Origin of the sequence: Mesorhizobium comanense, assembly GCF_005503535.1 — a bacterium.
In the GTDB taxonomy this organism is placed as follows: Bacteria; Pseudomonadota; Alphaproteobacteria; order Rhizobiales; family Rhizobiaceae; genus Mesorhizobium; species Mesorhizobium comanense.
Genome location: NZ_SCNN01000002.1, coordinates 150,471 through 172,658 on the forward strand (window position 1 = coordinate 150,471; position 22,188 = coordinate 172,658).

The window sequence follows — 22,188 nt, forward strand, 5'->3', positions numbered from 1 at the left end:
TTCTTTCCTACAATTTATCATCGATAAGGCGCTGCCTTTATCACTGATAAATTGGGACGGCAAGAGAGGGTTGGCATGAAACTGGACAAGCCGCGGATCGTCGACGAGGCGCTGGTTTTGCTCAACGAGGTCGGCATCGATGCGCTGTCGACCCGCCTTCTGGCGCAGCGGCTGAAAGTCCAGCAGCCGGCGCTCTACTGGCATTTCAAGAACAAGCGTGCGTTGCTCGATGCGATGAACGAGGAAATGCTGCGGCGCGGCCATCGCCATCGAACCCCGGGGCCGGGCGAGACCTGGCAGGATTTCGTGCGCAGGAATGCGCGCAGCTTCAGGGGCGCCCTGACCGCCTATCGCGACGGTGCGCGAGTCCACGCCGGAACGGAAGCGGATCCCGGAGACCTCGAGCATTTCGAAGGGTTGCTGGAATTTTTGCAAGGCGAGGGGCTCCCCGCTGTCCCCGCCATGGAATTGCTGATGACGATCGGGCGCTACACGGTCGGCTGCGTGATGGAGGAACAAGCCGAATATTCGCCGGGCTCAGGGCGGGGCGAAGCGCTGGATGCCGCGGCGCGGACTTACCCGCTATTGTCGCGGGCACTGGTCCATTATCGCGCCGGCGGACATGAAGCGCTGTTCGAAAGCGGACTTGCCCTGATGATCGCGGGGGCGGAAGCCCGGGTAAGCGGGCCCTGAGGGCGGCCTCTCGCTGCTTGCCCGTCAGATTGCCGTTGCCGACGCTGGCGATGCAGCCATCCATTGCCTGACGATAGCGGCGTCGGGATCGCCGATTTCATGGCCCGACGGAACAATCCGGGCGTCGATCTCACTGCCGTGCCGGTTGAGCAGCGTCACCAGCGGCGCCGCGAAAGGTCCGTAGGTCTCGTCGGCTGACCCGGCAATGATCAGCGTGCGCGTTCCGCCAAGCCGCGTCGCCGGCACGTTGTCGAGCACCGGCATGGGCCTCAGCAGCGCCGCCTGGCGCACAAGACCCGGATGGAGCAGCATCAGGCTGGAAACCAGGTTGGCGCCGTTCGAATAACCCAGAAATGTCGCGTGCGCGAGATCAAGCCCGTGGCACCTCGCGACCTCGCCGGCAAATGTCGCAAAGGCTGCCGTCTCGGCAAGGATGCTTTCCTGGTCGAACCGCGTTGGGGTTATGCGTTCGAACCAGCGAAATCCGTCCTCTTGGCGGATTCGGCCACGCGCCGCGATCAGCACGGCGCCAGGTACGATCCGTCTTGCCAGCGGCACCAGCGTGGACTCATCGACGCCCGATCCGTGGAGCAGAAAAAGGCATTCTCTCCCATGTTTGCCGGCGTCCAGAAGGCGATAGGGGAATGCAAGATCCATGCGCACCGGAGCGTTTTCAACGTCGGCATCGATCATATCGTATCCCCTTGATTATATAAGGTTCCGCTCAATTTGCCGGCTTCAAAACGCAATATTTTCTTGCTCCGCGAAAGTTGATTGAACCAGGCGCATTCCTGCCCGTTTAAGCGCCGATATACTCCGCGTGGGAGGAATCGAAGCGGTGCGCCCCGGGGGTCGCATTGCTGGACATGAACAACCAGCTTTGAGGCCTTTTGTCGATGACTACCCCTGTTCCGCCCGGACGCGATACGCGTATCGATGTTTTGCGCGCGCTCGCGCTGCTCACCATTTTCGTCGACCATGTGCCGGGCACGGCTTTCGAAACCCTGACCTACAAGAATTTCGGCTTTTCGGACGCGGCCGAGGCGTTCGTCCTCATATCGGGGATTGCCGTCGCGCTCGCCTATGGAACGAAATTCCAGCCGGGCGGTCGCCTTTTCGCCACCCTCAAGATGTGGCGGCGGGCAAGTGTGCTCTACGCCGCCCACATCGTCACGACGATGGCGGTGATGGCGATATTCTGCGCCGTGGCGGTGTTTGCAAGGCGGCCCGAACTGCTGACGATGATCAACATCGAGCCGCTGATGAAGAACACGCCGGAGGTTCTGGTCGGTATCGTCACGCTCGGCCATCAGCTTGGCTACAACAACATCCTGCCGGTCTATGCCGCACTGCTTCTGATGGCGCCGGCTTTCGTGCTGTTCATCAGCTACCGGCCTGTCATGGCTCTGGTCGCGTCGGGCGCACTATGGCTCATCGCGGGCATTTGGCAGATCGCCCCGCCCAACTATCCCGAGCCCGGATTCTGGTTTCTCAACCCGCTCTCCTGGCAGTTCCTGTTCAACATCGGCGTCGCCGCCATGCTGCATGTCAGACGCGGCGGGACCATTCCGGTCAATCGCTGGCTTGTCGGCGCCGCGGCGGCGTACGTGCTGACCGCGCTCGCCTGGGTGCACAGCCCGCTCTGGGGACAGATCACCTGGTTCAACCTGCCGGTGGTGATAGGCGGCTTCGACAAGACTTTCCTGTCGCTGCCGCGCCTGCTGCACATACTGGCGGTGAGTTATCTGATCGTCGCCTTGCCGACGCTTTCCAACCTCTTCCGGACCAGTCCCGATCATCCGTTGGCGATATTGGGCAAGCGTTCCCTGCCGGTCTTCATCGCCGGCACGGTGCTTGCCATGGTCGCCCAGGTGATGAAGCTGATCAATCCGGGCGGGCTTGTCTATGACGGCCTGCTGCTTTCAGCCGGCATTGCCATGCAGTTTGCCCTTGCCTTCTATCTTGAATGGCTGTCCGGCATCGGCGGTTCCGCCAAAGGCAAGCCGGTCCGTGCCGGCGTGCCTGCGGTTCGCGAGACATTCAATGTCGGTTCGATGGCCGCCGGCACCAACCGGTAACGAGAGGCCCGCGGCTCAGGATCGCGTGGGAGCGGGGCCCGACGAGGCTCGCACCACGAGGTCGACCGGCATCAGTTGACGGCTGGAGGTTCCCTCGTTTTCCAGGATCGCCTTGACGGCGCGGCGGCCCATTTCGGCGATCGGCTGGGCCACGGTTGTGAGCGGCGGCTTGGACGTCGCGCCTTCCGGAACGCCGTCGAATCCCACCACCGAGACGTCGCCCGGCACGGCAATGTCATGCTGGCGCATCCAGTCGAGCGCATGCAGCGCCATCTTGTCGGACATGGCCAATATGGCGGTCGGGGTCTCGGAGCTCGCGAAAAAATGGTCCAGGCCCGCCCAAACGCTTTCCTGGTCGTTCACCGTCTCATAGATAGGCACCTTCGAAACGTCGATGTCGAAGCGGGAAAGTTCGGCGAAGTAGCCGCGCAGGCGGTCGCGCGTACCTGCATAAAGGGAAGTCTCTGCCTGCGCCTGGGTGATGGGGCCGAAGCCGCCTTCAGCACAGGGCAGGGTGAGCACGGCGAAGCGGCGATGGCCGAATTCTGCCAGATGCCGCGCCGCAAGGCCGGCGCCGGCGATGTTGTCGACACCGATCGCCGCCACGCTCTGATTTTCGGAATCGAGATCCAGCGCCACGAAAGGCAGTTTGCGCTCGCGCGCCAGTTCGACCAGCCGCGAATCGCCTTCGATGCAGAACACGATGAAGCCGTCGACCAGCGCGCTCTGGATGTTCCAGGCGAGATGTTCGCTGTTGGCCGCTGAAACCAGCGAAATCCCAGCGCCAGTCGCATCGCAGGCCTGCGAGATGCTGGCCATCATCACCCGCGCGAAGGGGTCGTCGAAGAAATACGACAATGGCTCGTTGGTGGCGACGCCGATGGCATTCACCTTGCCGGCGCGCAACAGCCGGCCCTTGGGGTCCGGTCCGGCGTAGCCCATCGCCTCGGCGGTCGCCTTGACGCGCTCGCGCACCTCCTCGCGTACGATTTCGGGATGGCTGAAGACATTCGATGCCGTGCCGTGCGACACGCCCGCCGCCTTGGCGACGTCAGCCAGTCTGACCGGTCTGGTGCTTCGATCCAATATATGCCTCGTCTGCCTTGCTCGATCCTGATGCTGTCTAACATAGGTGACGGGACGATGCTAACCCATCGTTGGATCGATTCAAGAATTTGCTTGACACAAAAGGATTCGAGCGTATCGTTGAATCGATCCAATACCTGAGACCAAGGCAGCAAGCTCATGCATCCCGTCAACTACCTGTTCGAAGACATCTATCGCGGTGACTGGGGCGTCAGCCTGGAGAAGGCGAGACGCAGGCGCAGCCGATCCACGCCATGGGTTCGTGAACTGCGATTTCTGGTGGAGCGCTGGCGCGCCTGATCGGCTGCCTTTTTGCTCATTGTCTGGATCGGTTCAATCTTGACTTGAAGAGGGCTACGGCCATGCATCCCGTCAATCATCTGTTCGAGGACATTTACCGCAACTATTGGGGTATCTCGCAGGCCTCCGACCGGCTGGAAGGCCGGCCGAAGGCGCAGGCCATGCGCCCGCGCGCGTTGCTTTTCCGGCGCGCGCGCCGGGCAGGCTGACGCGTCAGCGGTCGGCGCGCGCGAAAGCACACCCCGCTATCGCCAACCAGCCGGCGATAAGCAGCGTGCCGCCAATCGGCGCCGACATCGGAAACAGTCTCGAACCAAGGAAATCACGGGCCAGAAGATCGCCCGCGAACAGCAGCAGGCCGGCGAGCAGGAGAAAGCCGGCGATCCGCAGGAACCGGTTTGAGGCGAGAAGGCCGATGACGAGGAAAACCGGCGCGTGCATCAAGAGGAACGATGCCGCTGTGCCGGTGAAGGCGCCGCCGCGGTGTGCAGCGACCGCCGACAGCGCCACGCCCGCCGCACCGACAAGGCCGCCCGCGAGCACGAGGATACGGCTGCCTGGATCGACGAGGGTCATGGTTGACGTGCTCCTTCTTGGCCGGGCAGGACGAGCCTGTCAGGACTCGCCCGCTGCCGCCACCATATGCCGTGCCCGCCGCGACTGGACAACCCAGTTGTAGACGGCGCCGAGCGCCATCAGCACGGATGTTCCCAAAAACACCGCCTGCATGCCGAAATGGCCGCCGATGAAGCCGCCGGCCACGGACCCCGCCACCTGGCCGATGTACTGGGCCGAGACCGAAAGTCCCAGCACATTTCCGCCCACACCGTCGGGGATATTGTGCCTGATGACGCTGGTGATACAGGGCAGCAATCCCCCCAAGGCGAGCCCCATCAGGAAGCGCAACGCTATCAACTGCCAGCCCTGCGTGACGAAGGCCTGTGGGATCAAAAGCAGTGCCGAGACGGACAGCGCGCCGATGATGACGTTCCAGTGTCCAATCCGATCGGCCAGCTTGCCAAGGCGCGGTGCCGACAGGATCGTACCGAGAGCCGTCGCGGACATCACGAAACCCGAGATCAGCGTGATCCGGCTTTGATCGTCGATGATCTGCGCCACGTAGACCGTGATTATCGGTTCGATGGACATGTTGGCGACCATCAGCAGGATCCCGGTGACCAGCATCGCGATAACAGGGCGCTTGTCGGGGATGAGGGAGAATGCGCTGGCGCGCTTCCCTTCCACCTTGGCGGGTTTGCGGTGCTCCTCCTTGATGAGGAAGGTCGTGGCCAGGAAGGCAAGAAAGATGACGCCGCCGGCCGAAAGAAAGGTGGCGCGGATGCCGATCAGCGGCGGCAAGGCGCCTCCGATCAGAGGGCCGACGAGGTTGCCGGCCATGATGCCCGCGGAGAGCACGCCCAGCGCCCAGCCGGAGCGATTCTTTGGCGTCTGCATGGCGACGAGAATGGTGGAGCCGGACGAGTAGCCACCGGCCAGTCCGATCAGCAGGCGCAGCGCCGCCAGTTGCCACACATCCTGCACCATGCCCATCAATGAAACGCACACCGCCATGCCGAACGAGGCGCGAATCAGCATCAGCTTGCGGCCGTAAAGGTCGCCAAGCCGTCCCCACAGGGGCGCCACCAGCCCGGCCGCGAAAAAAGCCGCGCCATAGGCGATGCCCGACCATTGGACGATCGCCGCATGCCCCTTCACACCCAACTGCTCGACATAGAGCGGCAGGAAGGGCAGCAGCAGGGTCATGGCGATGAGCGTGCTGAACGAACCGGCGAAGCAGACGGCCAGGTTGCGCCGCCAATGGATGTTGTAGCCGCTCTGATGCGTGTCTTCCTGTGTCATGTCCTGCCTGCTCGATGTCGGCACTTGTCGCGTATACCATTTTGGGATACCAAGCCGGTATCCGTCATGAACTTCAACCTCGCCGCTGTCAATGCGGCTTCGCAAAAGGGCAGCGCGATGTCGCAGATGCAGAATGTCGAACGGCAGTTGCGCGAAATGATCCTGGGGCTTGAGGTCGGTCCGGGGGAGAAACTGACTGAGCGCTGGATCGAAGGCCGCTTCGGCGCCTCGCGTACGCCGGTCAGGGCGGCACTTCTGCGGCTGGAGACCGAGGGGCTGGTCGCCAGGGACGGCCGTGGCTGGACGGTGTCGCCGATCAATCTCGCCGAGTTGGAGCAGATCGCGGTCTATCGCGAAGCGGTCGAGGTCGCGGCGGTGCGGCTCACATGTTCAAGCGCCGATACAAGCGCTGTCGACGTCATCGAGGCGATGCTCGATTCCTGCGACGAAAACACACCGCGCGAGGAATGGCACCGCGTCGGCATGGATTTTCACATCGAGCTGGCGCACCTGTCTGGAAACGAATTCCTGTTCCGCGCGGTGCGCGATGCCATGACCCGCCTTTCGCGCGCACGCTGGCTGGAGGTGCGCGACGAAGCAGCCCTCGGTCGCGCTTGGGCCGAACATCGCGCCATATTGGCGGCGATACGCCTTGGCAATGCCGAGGACGCGGCCCGGCTGCTTTCAGCTCATATCGTCGGCAGCCGCGACCGGCTGGTGACGTCGCTCGCCAACGACCGTCGCGGGCTCCGCGCCAGGGGATTTGCTGTCGTCGCGGCCTAGCATTCCCTTGAGCTGACAGCGGGCAACCGCGCCGGGGCTTGCCAGAAGGGCGCCACAATGGTGTAGGAGACGCCGGGGCGCCGGCGTCTAGAGCTGCCCGGTTGTTTTGATCAAGTGAGCCATGGCCACAATTGCGCGAACGGCGGCAAGGGTTTTCTATTATGCGAGAAATTTCGCTCGCGATGCCGCCCCCCAGGCATTGTTTCGTGCCAGGCTTGGCGCCCATCTCGAAAAGGCGAGGCTATCCGACGAGGCGGCCCGCCGGCGGCTGAACTACTACAACAAGCTCTCTGACGGTTTCGCGCCGAGCGCCCGCGCGGTGCGCGTCAGCAAGCTGCCTTTCACGCCGACCATGTACTATTACGATCTCAAGGAGTTCGCCCGCTACTTCGATCCCGGGCTGCTCATCGACGTGGAATTCGGCGACGTCATGAGAGTGCCCAAGGTGCCGACGATCGTGAAGGACCGCCCGATCGGCGACGGCGACGAGAACGCCGTCATCATGAAGCTCGACAAGTTTCGTCACTTCCAGATGCCGGCCGACGCCATCCGGTTCGCCGACAAACTGCCGTCGGTGGTCTGGCGGGGAGATCTCAACAATCCGATCCGCAAGAGATTTCTCAACGCCGTGCGCGATCTGCCGTTCTGTGACGCCGGCTCGCACAAGCCCAATGCGCCGGCCGAATACAGCAAGCCCTTTCTCAGCATCAGCCAGCACCAGAAATACCGCTACATCGTCTCGCTCGAAGGCAATGACGTCGCGACCAATCTCAAATGGATCATGGCCTCGAAGTCGCTCTGCCTGATGCCGCCGCCGACATACGAGACATGGTTTGCAGAGCGGCTGCTCGAGGCCAATGTGCATTATGTGCCGCTCTCGGCGGACTTTTCCGATCTTGCCGAAAAGGTCGCCTATTTCGAGCGGCGCCCGGCCGAGGCCGAGCGCATCGTTGCGGCGGCGAACGCCTATTGCCGCACATTCGGCAATGAAGGCGCCGAACGGGCGATATCGTTTCTGGTGCTCTACAAATATTTCGTGCTGAGCGGCCAGATAAAGCCAGATCCCGCGGTCTGGCGCTTCATCGAAGGTTAGGGCCCGCCCGGCCCGGTGCTGCCGGTCAGATGACGCTGCGGTCGAGAACCTTGTCGGCAGCGCCGAAGCGGTCTTTCGCCGTCAATTGCTGGTGCCAGTAGGGGTAGAGCAGCGGCGGGCGGCTGACCGCGTCGAGACGCTGGCGCTCGTCCAGGCTGAGCTCCAGGGTGGCGGCCGCCAGATTGTCCTTGAGCTGGGCATCGTTGCGGGCACCGATGACAAGCGAGGAGACCGCGGGGCGGCCGAGCAGCCACGCAAGCGCCACCTGCGCCGCCGACACGCCACGATCCCTGCCGATGTCGACCAGCACGTCGACGATCCGCCACAGACGGTCCTCGTCGCGGATCGGCGGTTCGGACCAGCCGGCGAGCTGGCGCGCGGTCGGGCTGTCGCGGCGGTATTTGCCCGACAGCAACCCGCCGGCAAGCGGGCTCCAGACCAGAACGCCGAGCCCCTGGTCGACTGAGATCGGCAACAGCTCATATTCCGCCTCGCGTGCTTCCAGCGTGTAATGGATCTGTTGGGTGACGAAGCGCTGCTGGTGGCGGCTGTCGCTGACCGCGAGCGCCTTCATCACCTGCCAGCCGGAATAATTGGAGCAGCCGATGTAGCGCACCTTGCCCTGGCCGACCAAAGTGTCGAGCGCGGCGATCGTCTCTTCGACCGGGGTAAGGCCGTCCCATTGGTGGACGAAGTAGATGTCGATGACGTCGGTCTTCAGCCGCTTCAGGCTTCTCTCGCACTCGCGGATCAGGTGATGGCGCGACAGGCCCTCGTCGTTCGGCCCGTGGCCGATCCGCATCCTTGCCTTGGAGGCGATCAGCACGTCGTTCTTGCGCTTGCCGCCGAGCGCTTCGCCGATGATCTCCTCCGAGAGGCCGTTCGAGTAGACATTGGCGGTGTCGATGAGGTTGATGCCGGCATCGATGCACATGTCGATCATCCGCCTGGCTTCGGCAAGGTCGCTGTTGCCGACGGCGGCGAACGGCCCGGCGCCGCCGAAGGTCATGGTACCAAGGGTCAGCGTCGAAACCTTCAAGCCTGAGCGGCCGAGCGTGCGGTATTCCATGTCATATCCTCGCGATTGCGTTGAAGCGGGCGCCACGAAGGGGCGTCCAAGGGATGCGGTTGGAGATTTGTAGGACAATTCGATCCGTTTGTCGCCCCGCCATCTCCGCCGTTTCGCTGACGTCGAAGGTGCCCCCATGCGCATGGCTTGCAATAAAACCGTCATTGCGGCCCTGTATCTCAGTCGGCTTAAGGTGTGCTCCGGCTCGTGCCGGGCGTATCTTGTGTCGATAAACGGCGGCATGCATCGGAGCAGTACGATGAACGAACTAAAACCGAATTCAGCAGCCAAGGACTGGCTGGAAGCCGAACTCGCCGACACGCTCGACGAGGATTATGAATTGGAACTGTCCGAGCCGGCGCTGTCGCTGGAGATCGCCAAGATCTACAAGAACTCGCACCCGCCCTCCATCGAGCGCCTGACCTATTTCCGCGAGTTGCTGCGGCTGCAGTCCGAACTCATCAAGCTGCAATCCTGGGTCGCCCACCACAAGAAGAAGCTGGTGGTTGTCTTCGAGGGCCGTGACTCAGCCGGCAAGGGCGGCGTCATCAAGCGCATCACCCAGCGGCTCAATCCCCGCATCTGCCGCGTCGTGGCGCTGCCGGCGCCGACCGAGCGCGAGAAATCGCAATGGTATTTCCAGCGCTACGTGCCCCATCTGCCGGCCGGGGGCGAGATCGTCCTGTTCGATCGCTCCTGGTACAACCGCTCCGGCGTCGAGCGGGTGATGGGTTTTGCCGGACCCGATCAGGTGGAGGAGTTCTTCCACGACGTGCCGGAGTTCGAGCGCATGCTGGTGCGCTCGGGAATCACGCTGGTGAAATACTGGTTCTCGATCACCGACGAGGAGCAGCAGATGCGCTTCCTGATGCGCATCCACGATCCGATGAAGCAGTGGAAGTTGTCGCCGATGGACCTGCAGTCGCGCGTGCGCTGGGAACAGTACACCAAGGCCAAGGAAGAAACCTTCGCCCGCACCAACATCCAGGAAGCACCCTGGTTCATCGTCGAGGGCAACGACAAGAAGCGCGCGCGGCTGAACTGCATCGACCACCTCCTGCAGCAATTGCCTTATGAGGAGGTGCCGCATGAGGAAATTTCGCTGCCCGAGCGCGTTTTCAATCCGCAATACGAACGCCAGGTCCTGCCGCGCGAGCTGTATGTGCCGGAGAAGTATTGAGCACCTTCTTCCTTCTCCCCGTTTCACGGGGAGAAGGTGCCCGAAGGGCGGATGAGGGGCGTCGCCGACGCTGACGATTGATTACACCCGGCAGGGCAGCACCGATAGCGTGTCGCCAATCTCCATACGGCAGTGCTGCCCCTCATTGCCCTGCCGGGCATTTCTCCCCGTATAGCGACGGGGAGAAAGAGCTGTAATTACCCCCGCCCGATCATCACATGGGTCGCATTGGCTGTCGCCACCTGCTCGGTGCAGCGATAGCCGAGCTTCGGCAGGTCGAGGCCTTCGAACAGATGCTCGCCGGAACCCAGCAGGACCGGCGAGACGGCCAGGTGCATCTCGTCGATGAGTTTCTCCTGCAGATACTGCCTGATGGTCGAAACACCGCCGCCGACCCGCACATCCTTGCCGCCGGCCGCTGCCTTTGCCTGTTCCAGCGCCGCATGGATGCCTTCGGTGACGAAATAGAAGGTCGTTCCGCCTTCCATCTCGACCGGCGCGCGCTTGTGGTGCGTGAGTATGAAGGTCGGGACATGGTAGGGCGGGTTGTCACCCCACCAGCCTTTCCAGTTCTCGTCGGGCCATACGCCGCGGACCGGCCCGAACATGTTGCGGCCCAGGATCCAGGCGCCGACATTCTCGAAGCCGCGCGCTGCGAACGCATCGTCGGTATCGGTGGTGCCGCCATCTTGCCCGAGCACCATCTTGCGGAAGGTGCGGGTGCCGACAAACCACTTGTGCAAATTTTCGCCGCCGACGCCGAGCGGGGTCTCGAGGGTTTGGCCGGGACCGGCGCCGTAGCCGTCAAGCGACAGGGTGAAAGCGTTCACGCGCAGTTTGGACACGGGGTCTTCCTCGTCAGCCTGATTTTATTTTGCAAGCAGTTTATTTTAGCAAGCAGGCTGCGGATTACAATCGTGATTTCCAACGTGGGAGCAAGGCTCCTGCCAGATATTGACGGTGACGTGGGGAGCCGTGCCGGTGGCCCTGCCTGCGGGAAGGGTCACAGGCAGGGATGGGGATGAGCTCACCCCTTCAGCATCTGAGCCACTTCCGGCGCGAAATAGGTGAGCACGCCGTCGCAACCGGCGCGCTTGAAGGCGAGCAGCGATTCCAGCATCGCCTTTTCGCCATCGATCCAGCCATTGGCCCCGGCCGCCTTGATCATCGAATATTCGCCCGACACCTGGTAGGCGAAGGTCGGCATCTGGAATTCATCCTTCAGCCGCCGGATGATGTCGAGATAGGGCAGGCCCGGCTTGACCATCAGCATGTCGGCGCCTTCGGCGATGTCCTGTTCGGCCTCGCGCACCGCTTCGTCGGAATTGGCGTGGTCGATGTAGTAGGTCTTCTTGTCGCCCTTGAGCAGCCCCGCCGTGCCGACCGCCTCGCGGTAGGGACCGTAGAAGGCGGAGGCGAATTTGGTTGCGTAGGACATGATCGCGACGTCCTGGAAACCATTGGCGTCGAGTGCGTCGCGGATGGCGCCTATACGGCCGTCCATCATGTCGGAAGGCGCGATGATGTCGGCGCCCGCCGCTGCCTGAATAACGGCCGCCGCGGCGACCTGCTCGACAGTTTCGTCATTGACGATGATGCCGTCGCGCAGGATGCCGTCATGGCCGTGGCTGGTGAACGGGTCGAGCGCGGCGTCTGTGATGATGCCGATCTCGGGCACCGCGTCCTTGATCGCGCGGGTGGCGCGGTTGATGACGTTGTCCGGATCGAGGATGTGCGAGCCGGTCTGGTCGCGCAGCGCCAGATCGACATTGGGGAAGGTGGCCAGTGCCGGAATGCCGAGTTTTGCGGCGCGTTCGGCCTCCTTGACGGCAAGATCGATCGACAGGCGGAAGACGCCCGGCATGGCGGCGATCGGCTCGCGCACCTGTTTGCCCTCGACGACGAAGATCGGCCAGATCAGGTCGTCGACGGTCAGCCGGTTCTCCTGCACGAGCCGGCGCGACCAGTCTGCCTTGCGCATGCGGCGCAGGCGGCGGCTGCCGGTGACTTCGTCGACGCTGCGGGCGCCGGCTGGCTTTGCGGGGGTGAATTTGTTCATGGCCTAAACTCCAGGTCGGCGGCTTTTACCACGCGGACGCGCCCCGGACCAATGCGACACGATTGTGCCAGCTTTCCAATAGCCGATCCGCCGGTAAATGTAGCCGAGGGCATATCGCGGTCAGGGTTGGCCGTTGCCGGAAAGAATCTGTGCCGCGCCGGCGATGGCCACCCGAAACGCGTCGTCGAAGCTGACACCACGCACCTGCCAGTCATAGGTTTTGCCATCGACTGCAAGCCACCAGTCCGCGGTCCAGCCCAAGTCCTTGTCGCGCCAGCCGATGTGCCCGAAAAGCAGGGGGCGGCCGCCAAGGGTTCTTGCATCGTTGCTCAGCAGTTCAGGCGAGGTGGCCATGGCCCTGACTTCCTCGAAGATCAAGCCACCCTTGCCGAGCGTAGCCTTATCGGGAATGAGGATCGACATCGCCATGGGCTGGGCAGCAGCCTCGAACGATTCTCGCATGTAAGGGCTTTCGTCTCCATCACTCGAGAGGACGAAGCCACGGCCCTCGCGTTCCACGGCCAGAAGTATCGACAGGGTAGGCCGTTCGCCAAGCCAGGGCCTGCTGCCGAGCGAAGCCAGCACCTTGTCGATCACGTCAGGCTTGTAAAGGCAGGTGAGATCATGCGGCCGGTCGTGCGTGCCTTGCTCGTCATGGATCGGGATCCCTTCCAGTCGGTCATGGTAGCGGAAGGAATCGACGAAGCTGCCGGCTTTGTCGCGCAGTTCAGCCATTTCTGGTCTATTCACCAGTCGCCGATCGCCCGAAACCCTGACCAGAACCCGGTCCAGGCAGTTCCTGAAGCCTATCTGGCGGTTCACCTCACCCTGGCCGGTCACGATGGTCTGCGACCGATAGAGATCGTCGGTAGTGACGGCGACCGCCGGTGCAAGGCCAACAATCATCAGCCCGATCGTCAAGAGCATGGCACGGAAAAATCCGGACATGGCCGATTGTCCCCCGAAGCCGTCCGCGCCGCAGGATAGGTGCATCGCATGCAACGGCGTGATCTTCGTAGCATCGACCGCCGCCGGCCGCCAAGACCGGGACGGGCAGGCTCCTGCCATTGACGCACCCATGCGCCGCCATTAGCACTTCTCCTCCCGCAGGCGCGGGCAAGGGATTCTCTGGCGATGGATTTTGGCGGAGGCGACGAAATTCGCTTCGAACGGTTGGGCAGGGCCGGCGTCGTCACACTGACGCGGCCGCAGGCGCTCAATGCCGTCACCCATGGCATGGTCACGGCGCTGGCCAAGGCGCTGCGTTCCTGGGAGCGTGACGATGGCGTCGATGTCGTTGTCGTGAAAGCCGAGGGCAGGGCGTTTTCGGCAGGCGGCGATATCATGCACATCTACGAAGCCGGCCAGGCGGGGAAGCCGCCGGTCGAGTTCTTCGCCGACGAGTATCGTCTCAACGCCTACATCGCAGGGTACAGGAAGCCCTATGTCGCGCTTATCGACGGCATCGTCATGGGCGGCGGCGTCGGCATTTCGTTTCACGGCTCGCACCGGGTGATGACCGAGAATGCCCAGTTCGCCATGCCGGAGGTCGGCATCGGCTTCTTCCCTGACGTCGGCGCCAGCCATCTGCTGCCGGACCTCGGCGGATCTTTCGGCATGTATCTGGCGCTGACCGGCAACCGCATCCGCTATGGCGACGCCCTGTGGTCGGGGCTCGCCACCCACACCGTCAAGGCCGAGGACCAGGCGGGCATCCTTGATCGGCTGGTGCTGACCGGCGATCCGGAATCGGTGCTGCGCGGCTTCTTCGTGCCCGCCATGCGAGAGACCGATGGGCCGGCCCTGGAGGCGATCGCGCGCCATTTTGGACAGGCCTCGTTGCAGGATGTCATCGACAGCCTGGAACGCGCGGCGGGCGGCGACGAATTCGCGGCCAAGACTCTGGCCACCATCCGCATGCGCTCGCCGACCAGCCTGCGCGTCGCCTGGCGGCAGATCAGCGCCGGGCAGACCCTGTCGATGGGCGAATGCATGAGGATGGAGTTCCGCATCCTGAACCGCATGCTTGCAGGGCACGATTTCTACGAGGGCATCCGCGCGGCCATCATCGACAAGGGCTCGAAGCCGCAATGGCGGCCGGCAGGTCTCGATGCCGTCAGCGAGACGGATGTCGATGCCTACTTCGCCCCGCTCGGTGATCGGGAGCTCGAACTGTGAGCGAGGTGACGTCCAGGCGCATCGTGCTGCAGCCCTCGACGGTCGAGGTGATCTTCGCCTGGTTCCAGCGCGTCATATCAGGCTACTGCCTGCTGTTCGGCATCCTGTACTGGATCAAGCTGATCGGCTTCTATCCGGGCTCGCTCTGGCGCTTCGACCTGATGCCGGTGCACTGGCAGGTTGCGGCGGTGATGCTCGCCGTGTTTTTCCCCTTCGCCGCGGCCGGTCTGTGGATGCTCGCCTCCTGGGGGCCGGTTATCTGGTTCATCTGCGCCGTCACCGAGACGGTGATGTATGCCGGCTTTCCCGAGCTTTTCGGCCATCGCCTGCTCATCGTCGTCTCGCATGCGGCAGTGGCGCTGCTCTACATCGTCTTCCGCGTCGTCATCCACCTCCAGAAGCGCCCGGTGCGGCCCTAAGCTCCTGTGAACATTGGCGGTCCGGAAACCGCCTCGATCCAGACCGGAAAACATTGCCTAAATCTTTAGGTTAATGATCCTTGCTCGGGTGACCGTTCGTTAAGCGTCTTCCGAAACCTCTTACCGGTAAGCTCTTGTTAGCCTTGGCGTTTAAGTCGAATTTTATGAGTATTCGATAGTGTCGCGATCAAGGTGAAAAACAAAAAATCACCAGGGCGACAAACGAGAGGCAAAGACAATGATCAATTCGCGTCCGGCGGCGAAGACCGCAAACGTATCCGACGATCGCCGCGAGGCAATCCGTTCCCTGTACATGGAATCGCTTCAGCTGGTCGAGCGGCTGCACCGCCGCCTGCTCGATGTGATCAAGGACGAATTCGACCGCAACGGCCGCTCCGACATCAATGCCATCCAGGCGCTGCTGCTGTTCAACATCGGCAACTCGGAGCTGACCGCGGGCGAGCTGCGCTCGCGTGGCTACTATCTCGGCTCGAACGTGTCCTACAATCTGAAGAAGCTGGTCGATCTCGGCTTCATCAACCACCAGCGTTCGCGCATCGACCGCCGTTCGGTCCGCGTCTCGCTGACCCCGAAGGGCAACGAGGTGGCCGAAGTCGTCGCCGGTCTCTATGAGCGCCATGTCGGCTCGATCGAGCAGGTCGGCGGCATCAACACCGACGAATTCAAGCAGATGAACCGTGCCCTGCAGCGCCTCGACCGCTTCTGGAACGACACCATCGCCTACCGGATGTAATCCTTTTCAAGAACACAAGCCGCGCCGCAGAAGCGTGGCAACACAGCGACCTCCAGTCAGGGCCGGTGCCGAAAAGCATCGGTCCTTTTCTTTTCAGGACGCCGGCCGGGCCGATTCCGGCGCAAGGCCACGTTGCCGCCATATTCCAATGGAACCGAGGATGCCGGTGATAGCGTGGCGAAAGTCGTGTTTTCGCTGGGAACCCGTACCGAGCCTCGAGCGTTTGTGGCCGACCCGATACGGACATGGTTGGCTAATTGTTAAGATTGCCAACTCTAAGGTGCGGGCGGTATTGCCCCTTGATCAATGCTACAAGAATGTCTGGAACGTCCATGAGAACCAGCCGCCGCTTTTTCCTTTCCGGAGCCTCGATGCTCGCCGCTGCCATGGTGGCCGGCCGCGCGAGCGCGCAGGATGTCATTGGGGATATCCTGAAATCCTCGGCGCGCGGCAATTGGGACGACCAGTTCGACGCCCGTGCCAGCGAGGGCGGCAAGGTGGCCTCGACGCTGCCGATCTTCAGCCCGCAGACCGTCGCTTTCACCGAACAGGCGGTCGCCCAGTACCAGAACATATCAGCGCAGGGCGGCTGGCAGCCGGTGCCGGATACCAAGAAGCTCCAGCTTGGCGTCGACGACCCGGATGTCGTGCCGTTGCGCAAGCGTCTGATGATCGCGGGCGACCTGTCGCAGAACGCTGGCATCTCCACGGCCTTCGATTCCTATGTGGACTCGGCGGTCAAGCGCTTCCAGCTGCGCCACGGCCTGCCCGCTGATGGCTCGATGGGCAAGTACACCTATGCCGCGATGAACGTTTCGGCGCAGATCAGGCTCGGCCAGTTGCAGACCAATCTGCAACGGTTGAAGGAAAAGGCCGGCTCGCTCGGCAGCCGCTATGTCCTGGTCGATATTCCGGCGGCTCAGGTTGAGGCGGTCGAGAACGACCGTGTCGTGCTTCGCCACACTGCCATCGTCGGCAAGATCGATCGCCAGACGCCGATCGTCAATTCCAAGATCAACGAGATCATCGTCAATCCGTACTGGAACGCGCCGGTCTCGATCGTGCGCAAGGACATCATTCCGCTGATGCGGAAGGATCCCAACTATCTCAAGAACAGCCATATCCGCCTGTTTGCACCCGATGGCAGCGAAGTCGACCCGATGAACGTCGACTGGTCGACCGACGATGCTGCCAAGTACCGTTTCCGCCAGGATCCGGGCTCCGAGAACGCCATGGCGTCGGTCAAGATCAACTTCCCCAGCCCCGATGGCGTCTACATGCACGACACGCCGCAGCAGAGCCTGTTCGGCAAGATGATGCGCTTCGACTCTTCGGGCTGCGTGCGCGTCCAGAACGTGCGCGATCTCGTCACCTGGATCCTGCGCGACACCCCCGGCTGGGACCGCCAGCATTTCGAGGCAGCGATCAAGACCGGCCAGAACACGCCGATCCAGGTCACCAATCCTGTGCCGGTGCATTTCCTCTATCTGTCGGCCTGGTCGACGGGCCCCGGCGTGGTCCAGTTCCGCGACGACATATACGGGCTGGATGGGGCCAGCGAGCTGCAGCTCACATCCTCGCTCTAAGCTTCTGATAGTTTTGACAAAAGGCCGCCCTTGGAGGCGGCCTTTTGTTTGCTGAAGAGCTTAGATCAGCCGCTGGTTCACCAGCCGTGCCACCGCCTGGGCCCGGTTGACGGCGCCGAGCTTGCGCCTGCCATTGTCGACGTGGAAGCGCACCGTCGCCTCGGCGATGCCGAGGATTACAGAAATTTCCCAATCCGTCTTGCCTTCGGCGACAAGCGCCAGGCTGTCGCGCTCGCGCGCCGTCAGCCGAACGGTGTCGGCGGGCGGCGGCGTGGTCAGGCTCATCAGCCTTTCGGTGAGCACGAGGCCGGTCATCTGAATGGCGAAGATCTCCTCGGCGGTGAAGTCGCGTTCGGCGAAACCGAGGTGAAGCGAGGCGATCGTGCCGTCGGCGCCATAGGAGGTGGCGCACAGCGCGTCATTGATCCCGGCCTCGCTGAGTGCATCCCAATAAGCCCCGAACGTCGAAGTGCCACGCGGCGCAAAATCGGAGAAGCGGTAGCGCGTGCGGCTTTCGCGTATGGCGCCCAGCAAGGGATTGCACTCAAAGCAGACATAGTCGAAGGCCGGGCTCCCCGGCCAACCGGTCGGCGCCAGGCGCGTGATGAAGCCGCCGGCCGCCCAATGGCTGGACGAGGTCAGCGTCGCCGCCGGACGGCGGTAGAGACGTGTCTGCAGATAGGAAGCGCCGAACGCCTCCATCGCGGTGAAGTAGGCAAGACTGGCGTCCTCGGCCGTCGCTGACGCGAAGGCCGGTTCGGCATGTGCCATGATCCGTGACAGCATCGATCGAACCCCCGTCCGTCAGCCGTCATGCAGCGTGGCACAGCCGCATTCCAGCCGCAAGGCTGCCGGCTGGCGAAGGCCACCTGTCAACCCCGCGCTATCGGGAGGTTGAGGCCATGGCATCGTCGCGTATTCAGGAGGGCAGGGCTTGCGGATGCACTCAGGACGGATGGCGTTGCGCAAGTCTTTCCGCATTACCACGCCAATGTTCGGGGGGACTGGCGTGGAGGCTGGCCACCCGGTGCCCCTAGGCAGCCCTGCGCTGACGCCGGGCGCCAGCCTTTCATTGATGGTCGGCGATCGACCACCTGGGCGAGGCCGCTGGCAAACTCTCGGGCATCGAGGCGAGCCGGCGCCGTATGGACGTGGCAGCGGCGATTGCGCATGGTTGGCGAAACAGCTGGAATCGCGCCATGGAAGCCGCCATCTTCGTCCTCGTCGTGCTCGTCTTCGTTGCCGTCTCGGGCGCCTTGGTCCGGCTCGTGCGGGTGCCGTTGCCGGTCTTGCAGATCGCGATAGGCGCGGCCCTTGCCTGGCCGGTACGCGGCATCCATGTCGAGATCGATCCCGAACTGTTTTTGCTCGTGTTCGTACCGCCGCTGCTCTACAGCGATGCCTTCAGCGCGCCCAAGCGTGAACTGATGGCATTGCGCAAGCCGATCCTCGACCTCGCCATCGGCCTTGTCTTCTTTACCATCGTCGGCTTCGGCTGTGCCCTGCACTGGCTGGTGCCCAGCATCCCGCTGGTTGTCGCCTTCGCCCTCGCTGCCGTCCTGTCGCCGACCGATGCGGTGGCTGTCTCCGCGATCGTCGACCGCAATGTCGTTCCGGCGCGGCTGATGCACATTCTGGAAGGCGAGTCGCTGCTCAACGACGCCTCCGGCCTCGTCATGTTCCGCTTTGCCGTCGCTGCGGCGTTGACCGGCAGCTTCTCCTTCGCCGACGCCTCGCTGAGCTTTCTCTATGCCGTGGCAGTCGGCATCCTGGCCGGCGTCGCAGCCCTGTTCGTGGCCGCCAAGGCGCTGCAGCTTCTCAACCGTATCGGCGGCGTTCCGGCCGAGGCGCAAGTGCTGATCACGATCCTGCTTCCCTTCGTTGCCTATCTCGCCGCCGAGCACTTCGAGGCCTCGGGCATCCTGGCCGCCGTGACCGCTGGCCTTTTGACCGGAAGCACCGGCATATTTCGTTTTCTCGGCGTTTCGGCGCGCATGCAGACAATCTCGTTGTGGACGACGTTGTCCTTCGTCTTCAACGGCGCGCTGTTCATCGTGCTCGGCCTGCAGCTTCCCGAAATCATCCGCAAGGTGCCGCCGGAACTCACAGGCCAATACCCCGCCATTCAGCCGGTACTGACCGTCGTGGCGCTGACGCTTTGTCTCATCGCGCTGCGCTTCGTCTGGATCTGGGTCGGCGACATTGCAGCAGGTGTCGCGGCCCGGTTCGGCAAGCGTGAGGCCGAGCCGTTCGGCCTGCGCGTGCGGCTGGCGGGATCGGTGGCTGGCGTGCGCGGCGCCATAACGCTGGCAGGCATATTGTCGCTGCCGCAGGCTCTGCAGGATGGATCGCCATTCCCCGCGCGCGATCTGGTCATCTTCCTCGCCGCCGGCGTCATCATCTGTTCCCTGGTGTTTGCCAGCCTTGCCCTGCCGGTAATCGCGCGCGGGCTGGTGGAGCCGGGCGAGGACGCGGGCGCTGCCGAGGAGCGCATGGCGCGTGTCGGCGCGGCGAAGGCCGCCATCGCCCACCTGGAAAGCCTCGCGCAGACGGACGAGGAGGAGGGCGATGTGCCCGGCGTCAGGCTTGCCGCCGCCAACGGCATCGTCGCCGCCTATCAGCGGCGCGTCGCCGCGTCCGACGAGGCCGACGAAGCGCGCGCCGAGGTGCGCGAGGCAGGAAGGCTGGAGATCGATCTGAGGCTTGCCGGCATCGCCGCCGAGCGTGAAGCTGTACGCGCCATGCTTCGCCGCGGCGAGATCAACGACCATACCGCACGAACGCTGTATACTGAGATCACGCTCACCGAAGCCTTGTTGAACGGCAGGCAGACGAGAAGCTAGGGCATCTGGTGCGCCCGATTTGCGGTCTCTGCCGCAAACCGGCCAGCAAATTTCGCGCTGCAAACGTGGCGGGTCGAAAACAACTGTGTTAATGGCGCGGCAATGCAGGTCGCCCAGAGGTGTGCAGCGGTTTTGGGCCGACGCGATGCATGAACAAATTGTCCCCGAACCGGAGGATTCCAGGCCATGGCAACAGCAGCGGCAGCGTCGAACAAATTCGAATCCTTCTTCGAAACCACGCTGGAAGACGCCGATCCGGAGATCTTCGGCGCCATCCGCAACGAACTCGGCCGCCAGCGCCACGAGATCGAGCTGATCGCCTCGGAAAACATCGTCTCGCGCGCCGTGCTCGAAGCGCAGGGCTCGATCATGACCAACAAATATGCCGAGGGCTATCCGGGCAAGCGCTACTATGGCGGCTGCCAGTTCGTCGACGTCGCCGAGGAACTCGCGATAGAGCGCGCCAAGAAACTGTTCGGCTGCAACTTCGCCAATGTCCAGCCGAATTCCGGCAGCCAGATGAACCAGGCCGTGTTCCTGGCGCTGCTGCAGCCGGGCGACACCTTCATGGGCCTCGATCTCAATTCGGGCGGCCACCTGACCCATGGCTCGCCGGTCAACATGAGCGGCAAGTGGTTCAAGGTCGTCTCTTATGGCGTGCGCAAGGATGATCACCTGCTCGATATGGACGCGATCGAGAAGACCGCGCACGAGACCAAGCCGAAGCTCATCCTGGCCGGCGGCACCGCCTATTCGCGCATCTGGGACTGGAAGCGTTTTCGCGAGATCGCGGATGCGGTCGGCGCCTACCTGATGGTCGACATGGCTCATATCGCCGGCCTCGTCGCCGGTGGCGTGCATCCCTCGCCACTGCCGCACGCCCATGTGGTGACGACCACCACGCATAAGTCGCTGCGCGGCCCGCGCGGCGGCATGATCCTGTGCAATGACGAGGAGATCGCCAAGAAGATGAACTCGGCGGTGTTCCCCGGCTTGCAGGGCGGCCCGCTGATGCATGTCATTGCCGCCAAGGCGGTAGCTTTTGGCGAGGCGCTGAAGCCGAGCTTCAAACTCTATGCCGAAAGCGTCGCCGCCAACGCCAAGGCGCTGGCTTCGAGCCTCAAGGAGACCGGTCTCGACATCGTCTCCGGCGGCACCGACAACCATCTGATGCTGGTCGACCTGCGCCCCAAGAACGCCACCGGCAAGCGCGCCGAGGCCGCCCTTGGCCGCGCCAACATCACTTGCAACAAGAACGGCATCCCGTTCGACCCGGAAAAGCCGTTCGTCACCTCCGGCGTGCGCCTCGGCACGCCTGCCGGCACCACGCGCGGCTTCGGCCAGGCCGAATTCCGTGAGATCGGCAAGCTGATCGCCGAGGTGCTGGACGGGCTCAAGGTTGCCAATTCCGATGAGGGCAATGCCGCGGTCGAGGCAGCCGTCAAGGCCAAGGTCGTGGCGCTGACCGATCGCTTCCCGCTCTATCCCTATCTCGGTTGACCTGATTTATCGCGGTTGACCAGCCGCGAAGTGTCATCTTTTATCCGCCGGGCAGTGCGCCACCTCGATCGGGTGGCGCATGAAACCGGAGAATGGATGATGCGCAAATTTGGTCTCGCCTCACTTGTTGCCGTTGGCTGGCTTGCCGCATGCGGGCCTGTCCTGGCGCAGTCGCAGCCGGCGCCGGATATGCCGGCGATGAGCACCTTCGGCCGGTGGACGACCATGGTCGACGCGCTCGATACCGGCCAGGATGCGCACAAGACCTGCGCTGCCTCCACGGCATTCTTCGATGCGGGCGGTAATTCGGGCACGCTGACATTGTCGATCTCGAGCGGTGACGCGCTGCCGCCCAATGCCTATCCCTCCGTCATGATCACCATCGATAACCGGTCCCTCGTCACAGCCAAGAAGGTCGCTGCCGTTTTCGGCGATCCCGGCGTCAAGGTTCCGGCAACGGTCTTGTCCGGCGACGCCGTCAACGGCCGCCCGACCTGGACCGTCGACAATCAGCCCAAGACCAGTCTTGCGTTGCTGCGTGCCATGCGCCAGGTCACTTCCCTGGATGTGACTTTCGACAAGCAATCTATCGCCAGCATCCCGATGGACGGCTTCACCAAGGCTTACCGCAACCTCGGCACATCCTGCGGCTTCCCAACCAAGGACGTTGCGCCGTAACCGCGACGGACGGATTTGAAGGACCAAGC

The 22,188-nt window shown here is 63.2% G+C and carries 23 protein-coding genes; 14 read left to right on the top strand and 9 right to left on the bottom strand.

The genetic code is table 11. The features are described 5' to 3' along the window. The first annotated feature begins 75 nt into the window (after positions 1 to 75). On the top strand, positions 76 to 693 hold the full coding sequence (locus FFS37_RS05045) for a TetR/AcrR family transcriptional regulator C-terminal domain-containing protein (RefSeq protein WP_137929852.1): 618 nt from the start codon (positions 76 to 78) through the stop codon (positions 691 to 693). A gap of 24 nt (positions 694 to 717) precedes the next feature. Here FFS37_RS05045 and FFS37_RS05050 read toward each other — a convergent pair whose 3' ends face one another. Beyond that, positions 718 to 1,386 carry an alpha/beta hydrolase gene (locus tag FFS37_RS05050; RefSeq protein ID WP_137929853.1) on the bottom strand — a complete coding sequence of 223 codons (669 nt, stop codon included), beginning with the start codon at positions 1,384 to 1,386 and terminating at the stop codon, positions 718 to 720. Positions 1,387 to 1,589: 203 nt separating this feature from the next. On the opposite strand from FFS37_RS05050, the gene FFS37_RS05055 reads away from it, so the two are divergent. Further along, positions 1,590 to 2,771, top strand: a complete 1,182-nt coding sequence (locus FFS37_RS05055) for an OpgC family protein (RefSeq protein WP_137929854.1) — start codon at positions 1,590 to 1,592, stop codon at positions 2,769 to 2,771. 15 nt (positions 2,772 to 2,786) lie between these two features. On the opposite strand, the gene FFS37_RS05060 is transcribed toward FFS37_RS05055, so the two are convergent. Beyond that, a complete protein-coding gene (locus FFS37_RS05060; protein ID WP_232375580.1) occupies positions 2,787 to 3,857 on the bottom strand; it encodes a LacI family DNA-binding transcriptional regulator in 1,071 nt (356 codons plus the stop codon). 159 nt (positions 3,858 to 4,016) lie between these two features. Between FFS37_RS05060 and FFS37_RS35685 the strand changes: the two genes are divergently transcribed. Continuing rightward, positions 4,017 to 4,157 (top strand): hypothetical protein, encoded by a 141-nt coding sequence (locus FFS37_RS35685; RefSeq protein WP_171026176.1) that lies wholly within the window; start codon positions 4,017 to 4,019, stop codon positions 4,155 to 4,157. A 62-nt stretch (positions 4,158 to 4,219) separates the two neighbouring features. Further along, positions 4,220 to 4,366, top strand: a complete 147-nt coding sequence (locus tag FFS37_RS35690; protein ID WP_171026177.1) for a hypothetical protein — start codon at positions 4,220 to 4,222, stop codon at positions 4,364 to 4,366. Positions 4,367 to 4,370: 4 nt separating this feature from the next. Here FFS37_RS35690 and FFS37_RS05065 read toward each other — a convergent pair whose 3' ends face one another. After that, positions 4,371 to 4,733 (bottom strand): DUF423 domain-containing protein, encoded by a 363-nt coding sequence (locus FFS37_RS05065; protein ID WP_137929856.1) that lies wholly within the window; start codon positions 4,731 to 4,733, stop codon positions 4,371 to 4,373. Positions 4,734 to 4,772: 39 nt separating this feature from the next. Continuing rightward, positions 4,773 to 6,017, bottom strand: a complete 1,245-nt coding sequence (locus tag FFS37_RS05070; RefSeq protein WP_137929857.1) for an MFS transporter — start codon at positions 6,015 to 6,017, stop codon at positions 4,773 to 4,775. Between the two features lie 117 nt (positions 6,018 to 6,134). Between FFS37_RS05070 and FFS37_RS05075 the strand changes: the two genes are divergently transcribed. Next, positions 6,135 to 6,800, top strand: coding sequence for a GntR family transcriptional regulator (locus FFS37_RS05075; RefSeq protein WP_137930125.1), 666 nt, complete (start codon positions 6,135 to 6,137; stop codon positions 6,798 to 6,800). A gap of 121 nt (positions 6,801 to 6,921) precedes the next feature. Beyond that, positions 6,922 to 7,893: a glycosyl transferase family 90 gene (locus FFS37_RS05080; RefSeq protein ID WP_137929858.1), complete on the top strand. Its 972-nt coding sequence runs from the start codon at positions 6,922 to 6,924 to the stop codon at positions 7,891 to 7,893. 25 nt (positions 7,894 to 7,918) lie between these two features. Here the strand turns inward: FFS37_RS05080 and FFS37_RS05085 are convergent, their stop codons facing one another. After that, positions 7,919 to 8,962, bottom strand: a complete 1,044-nt coding sequence (locus FFS37_RS05085) for an aldo/keto reductase (RefSeq protein ID WP_137929859.1) — start codon at positions 8,960 to 8,962, stop codon at positions 7,919 to 7,921. 259 nt (positions 8,963 to 9,221) lie between these two features. Here FFS37_RS05085 and ppk2 point away from each other — a divergent pair, with 259 nt between their 5' ends. Beyond that, a complete protein-coding gene (gene ppk2 / locus FFS37_RS05090) occupies positions 9,222 to 10,142 on the top strand; it encodes a polyphosphate kinase 2 (protein WP_137929860.1) in 921 nt (306 codons plus the stop codon). Between the two features lie 197 nt (positions 10,143 to 10,339). On the opposite strand, the gene FFS37_RS05095 is transcribed toward ppk2, so the two are convergent. The 3 genes from FFS37_RS05095 to FFS37_RS05105 all read right to left on the bottom strand — a co-directional run bounded on the left by FFS37_RS05095 (position 10,340) and on the right by FFS37_RS05105 (position 13,149). Next, a complete protein-coding gene (locus FFS37_RS05095; protein WP_137929861.1) occupies positions 10,340 to 10,987 on the bottom strand; it encodes a dihydrofolate reductase family protein in 648 nt (215 codons plus the stop codon). Between the two features lie 182 nt (positions 10,988 to 11,169). Beyond that, positions 11,170 to 12,201: a porphobilinogen synthase gene (gene hemB, locus FFS37_RS05100; protein ID WP_137929862.1), complete on the bottom strand. Its 1,032-nt coding sequence runs from the start codon at positions 12,199 to 12,201 to the stop codon at positions 11,170 to 11,172. Between the two features lie 120 nt (positions 12,202 to 12,321). Next, positions 12,322 to 13,149: a DUF2066 domain-containing protein gene (locus tag FFS37_RS05105; protein ID WP_137930126.1), complete on the bottom strand. Its 828-nt coding sequence runs from the start codon at positions 13,147 to 13,149 to the stop codon at positions 12,322 to 12,324. 186 nt (positions 13,150 to 13,335) lie between these two features. Between FFS37_RS05105 and FFS37_RS05110 the strand changes: the two genes are divergently transcribed. From FFS37_RS05110 to FFS37_RS05125, 4 genes are all read left to right on the top strand, one after another. Further along, on the top strand, positions 13,336 to 14,379 hold the full coding sequence (locus FFS37_RS05110; protein WP_137929863.1) for an enoyl-CoA hydratase/isomerase family protein: 1,044 nt from the start codon (positions 13,336 to 13,338) through the stop codon (positions 14,377 to 14,379). Continuing rightward, positions 14,376 to 14,798: a DUF6163 family protein gene (locus FFS37_RS05115; RefSeq protein ID WP_137929864.1), complete on the top strand. Its 423-nt coding sequence runs from the start codon at positions 14,376 to 14,378 to the stop codon at positions 14,796 to 14,798. Before FFS37_RS05110 ends, FFS37_RS05115 begins: the two co-directional genes overlap by 4 nt. A gap of 238 nt (positions 14,799 to 15,036) precedes the next feature. Further along, positions 15,037 to 15,552 (top strand): transcriptional regulator LdtR, encoded by a 516-nt coding sequence (ldtR, locus tag FFS37_RS05120; protein WP_008875359.1) that lies wholly within the window; start codon positions 15,037 to 15,039, stop codon positions 15,550 to 15,552. 332 nt (positions 15,553 to 15,884) lie between these two features. Continuing rightward, the gene (locus tag FFS37_RS05125) at positions 15,885 to 17,138 is read left to right on the top strand and encodes a L,D-transpeptidase family protein (protein WP_137929865.1); all 1,254 of its coding nucleotides are present in this window, start codon (positions 15,885 to 15,887) and stop codon (positions 17,136 to 17,138) included. A gap of 60 nt (positions 17,139 to 17,198) precedes the next feature. Here the strand turns inward: FFS37_RS05125 and FFS37_RS36435 are convergent, their stop codons facing one another. Further along, entirely contained in the window at positions 17,199 to 17,924 is a 726-nt protein-coding gene (locus tag FFS37_RS36435; RefSeq protein WP_137929866.1) for a response regulator transcription factor, read from the bottom strand. Positions 17,925 to 18,337: 413 nt separating this feature from the next. On the opposite strand from FFS37_RS36435, the gene FFS37_RS05135 reads away from it, so the two are divergent. The 3 genes from FFS37_RS05135 (at position 18,338) to FFS37_RS05145 (ending at position 22,159) form a co-directional block, all read left to right on the top strand. After that, positions 18,338 to 19,981 (top strand): Na+/H+ antiporter, encoded by a 1,644-nt coding sequence (locus FFS37_RS05135; RefSeq protein ID WP_137929867.1) that lies wholly within the window; start codon positions 18,338 to 18,340, stop codon positions 19,979 to 19,981. Positions 19,982 to 20,167: 186 nt separating this feature from the next. Continuing rightward, a complete protein-coding gene (gene glyA, locus FFS37_RS05140) occupies positions 20,168 to 21,481 on the top strand; it encodes a serine hydroxymethyltransferase (protein ID WP_137929868.1) in 1,314 nt (437 codons plus the stop codon). Positions 21,482 to 21,580: 99 nt separating this feature from the next. Further along, on the top strand, positions 21,581 to 22,159 hold the full coding sequence (locus FFS37_RS05145; RefSeq protein WP_171026192.1) for a hypothetical protein: 579 nt from the start codon (positions 21,581 to 21,583) through the stop codon (positions 22,157 to 22,159). Positions 22,160 to 22,188: the final 29 nt, after the last annotated feature.

Coding starts and splice junctions, on each gene's coding strand:
- FFS37_RS05045 (WP_137929852.1), top strand. CDS start 76: ATGAAACTGGACAAGCCGCGGATCGTCGACGAGGCGCTGGTTTTGCTC.
- FFS37_RS05050 (WP_137929853.1), bottom strand. CDS start 1,386: ATGATCGATGCCGACGTTGAAAACGCTCCGGTGCGCATGGATCTTGCA.
- FFS37_RS05055 (WP_137929854.1), top strand. CDS start 1,590: ATGACTACCCCTGTTCCGCCCGGACGCGATACGCGTATCGATGTTTTG.
- FFS37_RS35685 (WP_171026176.1), top strand. CDS start 4,017: ATGCATCCCGTCAACTACCTGTTCGAAGACATCTATCGCGGTGACTGG.
- FFS37_RS35690 (WP_171026177.1), top strand. CDS start 4,220: ATGCATCCCGTCAATCATCTGTTCGAGGACATTTACCGCAACTATTGG.
- FFS37_RS05065 (WP_137929856.1), bottom strand. CDS start 4,733: ATGACCCTCGTCGATCCAGGCAGCCGTATCCTCGTGCTCGCGGGCGGC.
- FFS37_RS05070 (WP_137929857.1), bottom strand. CDS start 6,017: ATGACACAGGAAGACACGCATCAGAGCGGCTACAACATCCATTGGCGG.
- FFS37_RS05075 (WP_137930125.1), top strand. CDS start 6,135: ATGTCGCAGATGCAGAATGTCGAACGGCAGTTGCGCGAAATGATCCTG.
- FFS37_RS05080 (WP_137929858.1), top strand. CDS start 6,922: ATGGCCACAATTGCGCGAACGGCGGCAAGGGTTTTCTATTATGCGAGA.
- FFS37_RS05085 (WP_137929859.1), bottom strand. CDS start 8,962: ATGGAATACCGCACGCTCGGCCGCTCAGGCTTGAAGGTTTCGACGCTG.
- ppk2 (WP_137929860.1), top strand. CDS start 9,222: ATGAACGAACTAAAACCGAATTCAGCAGCCAAGGACTGGCTGGAAGCC.
- hemB (WP_137929862.1), bottom strand. CDS start 12,201: ATGAACAAATTCACCCCCGCAAAGCCAGCCGGCGCCCGCAGCGTCGAC.
- FFS37_RS05105 (WP_137930126.1), bottom strand. CDS start 13,149: ATGTCCGGATTTTTCCGTGCCATGCTCTTGACGATCGGGCTGATGATT.
- FFS37_RS05110 (WP_137929863.1), top strand. CDS start 13,336: ATGGATTTTGGCGGAGGCGACGAAATTCGCTTCGAACGGTTGGGCAGG.
- ldtR (WP_008875359.1), top strand. CDS start 15,037: ATGATCAATTCGCGTCCGGCGGCGAAGACCGCAAACGTATCCGACGAT.
- FFS37_RS05125 (WP_137929865.1), top strand. CDS start 15,885: ATGAGAACCAGCCGCCGCTTTTTCCTTTCCGGAGCCTCGATGCTCGCC.
- FFS37_RS36435 (WP_137929866.1), bottom strand. CDS start 17,924: ATGCTGTCACGGATCATGGCACATGCCGAACCGGCCTTCGCGTCAGCG.
- FFS37_RS05135 (WP_137929867.1), top strand. CDS start 18,338: ATGGAAGCCGCCATCTTCGTCCTCGTCGTGCTCGTCTTCGTTGCCGTC.
- glyA (WP_137929868.1), top strand. CDS start 20,168: ATGGCAACAGCAGCGGCAGCGTCGAACAAATTCGAATCCTTCTTCGAA.
- FFS37_RS05145 (WP_171026192.1), top strand. CDS start 21,581: ATGCGCAAATTTGGTCTCGCCTCACTTGTTGCCGTTGGCTGGCTTGCC.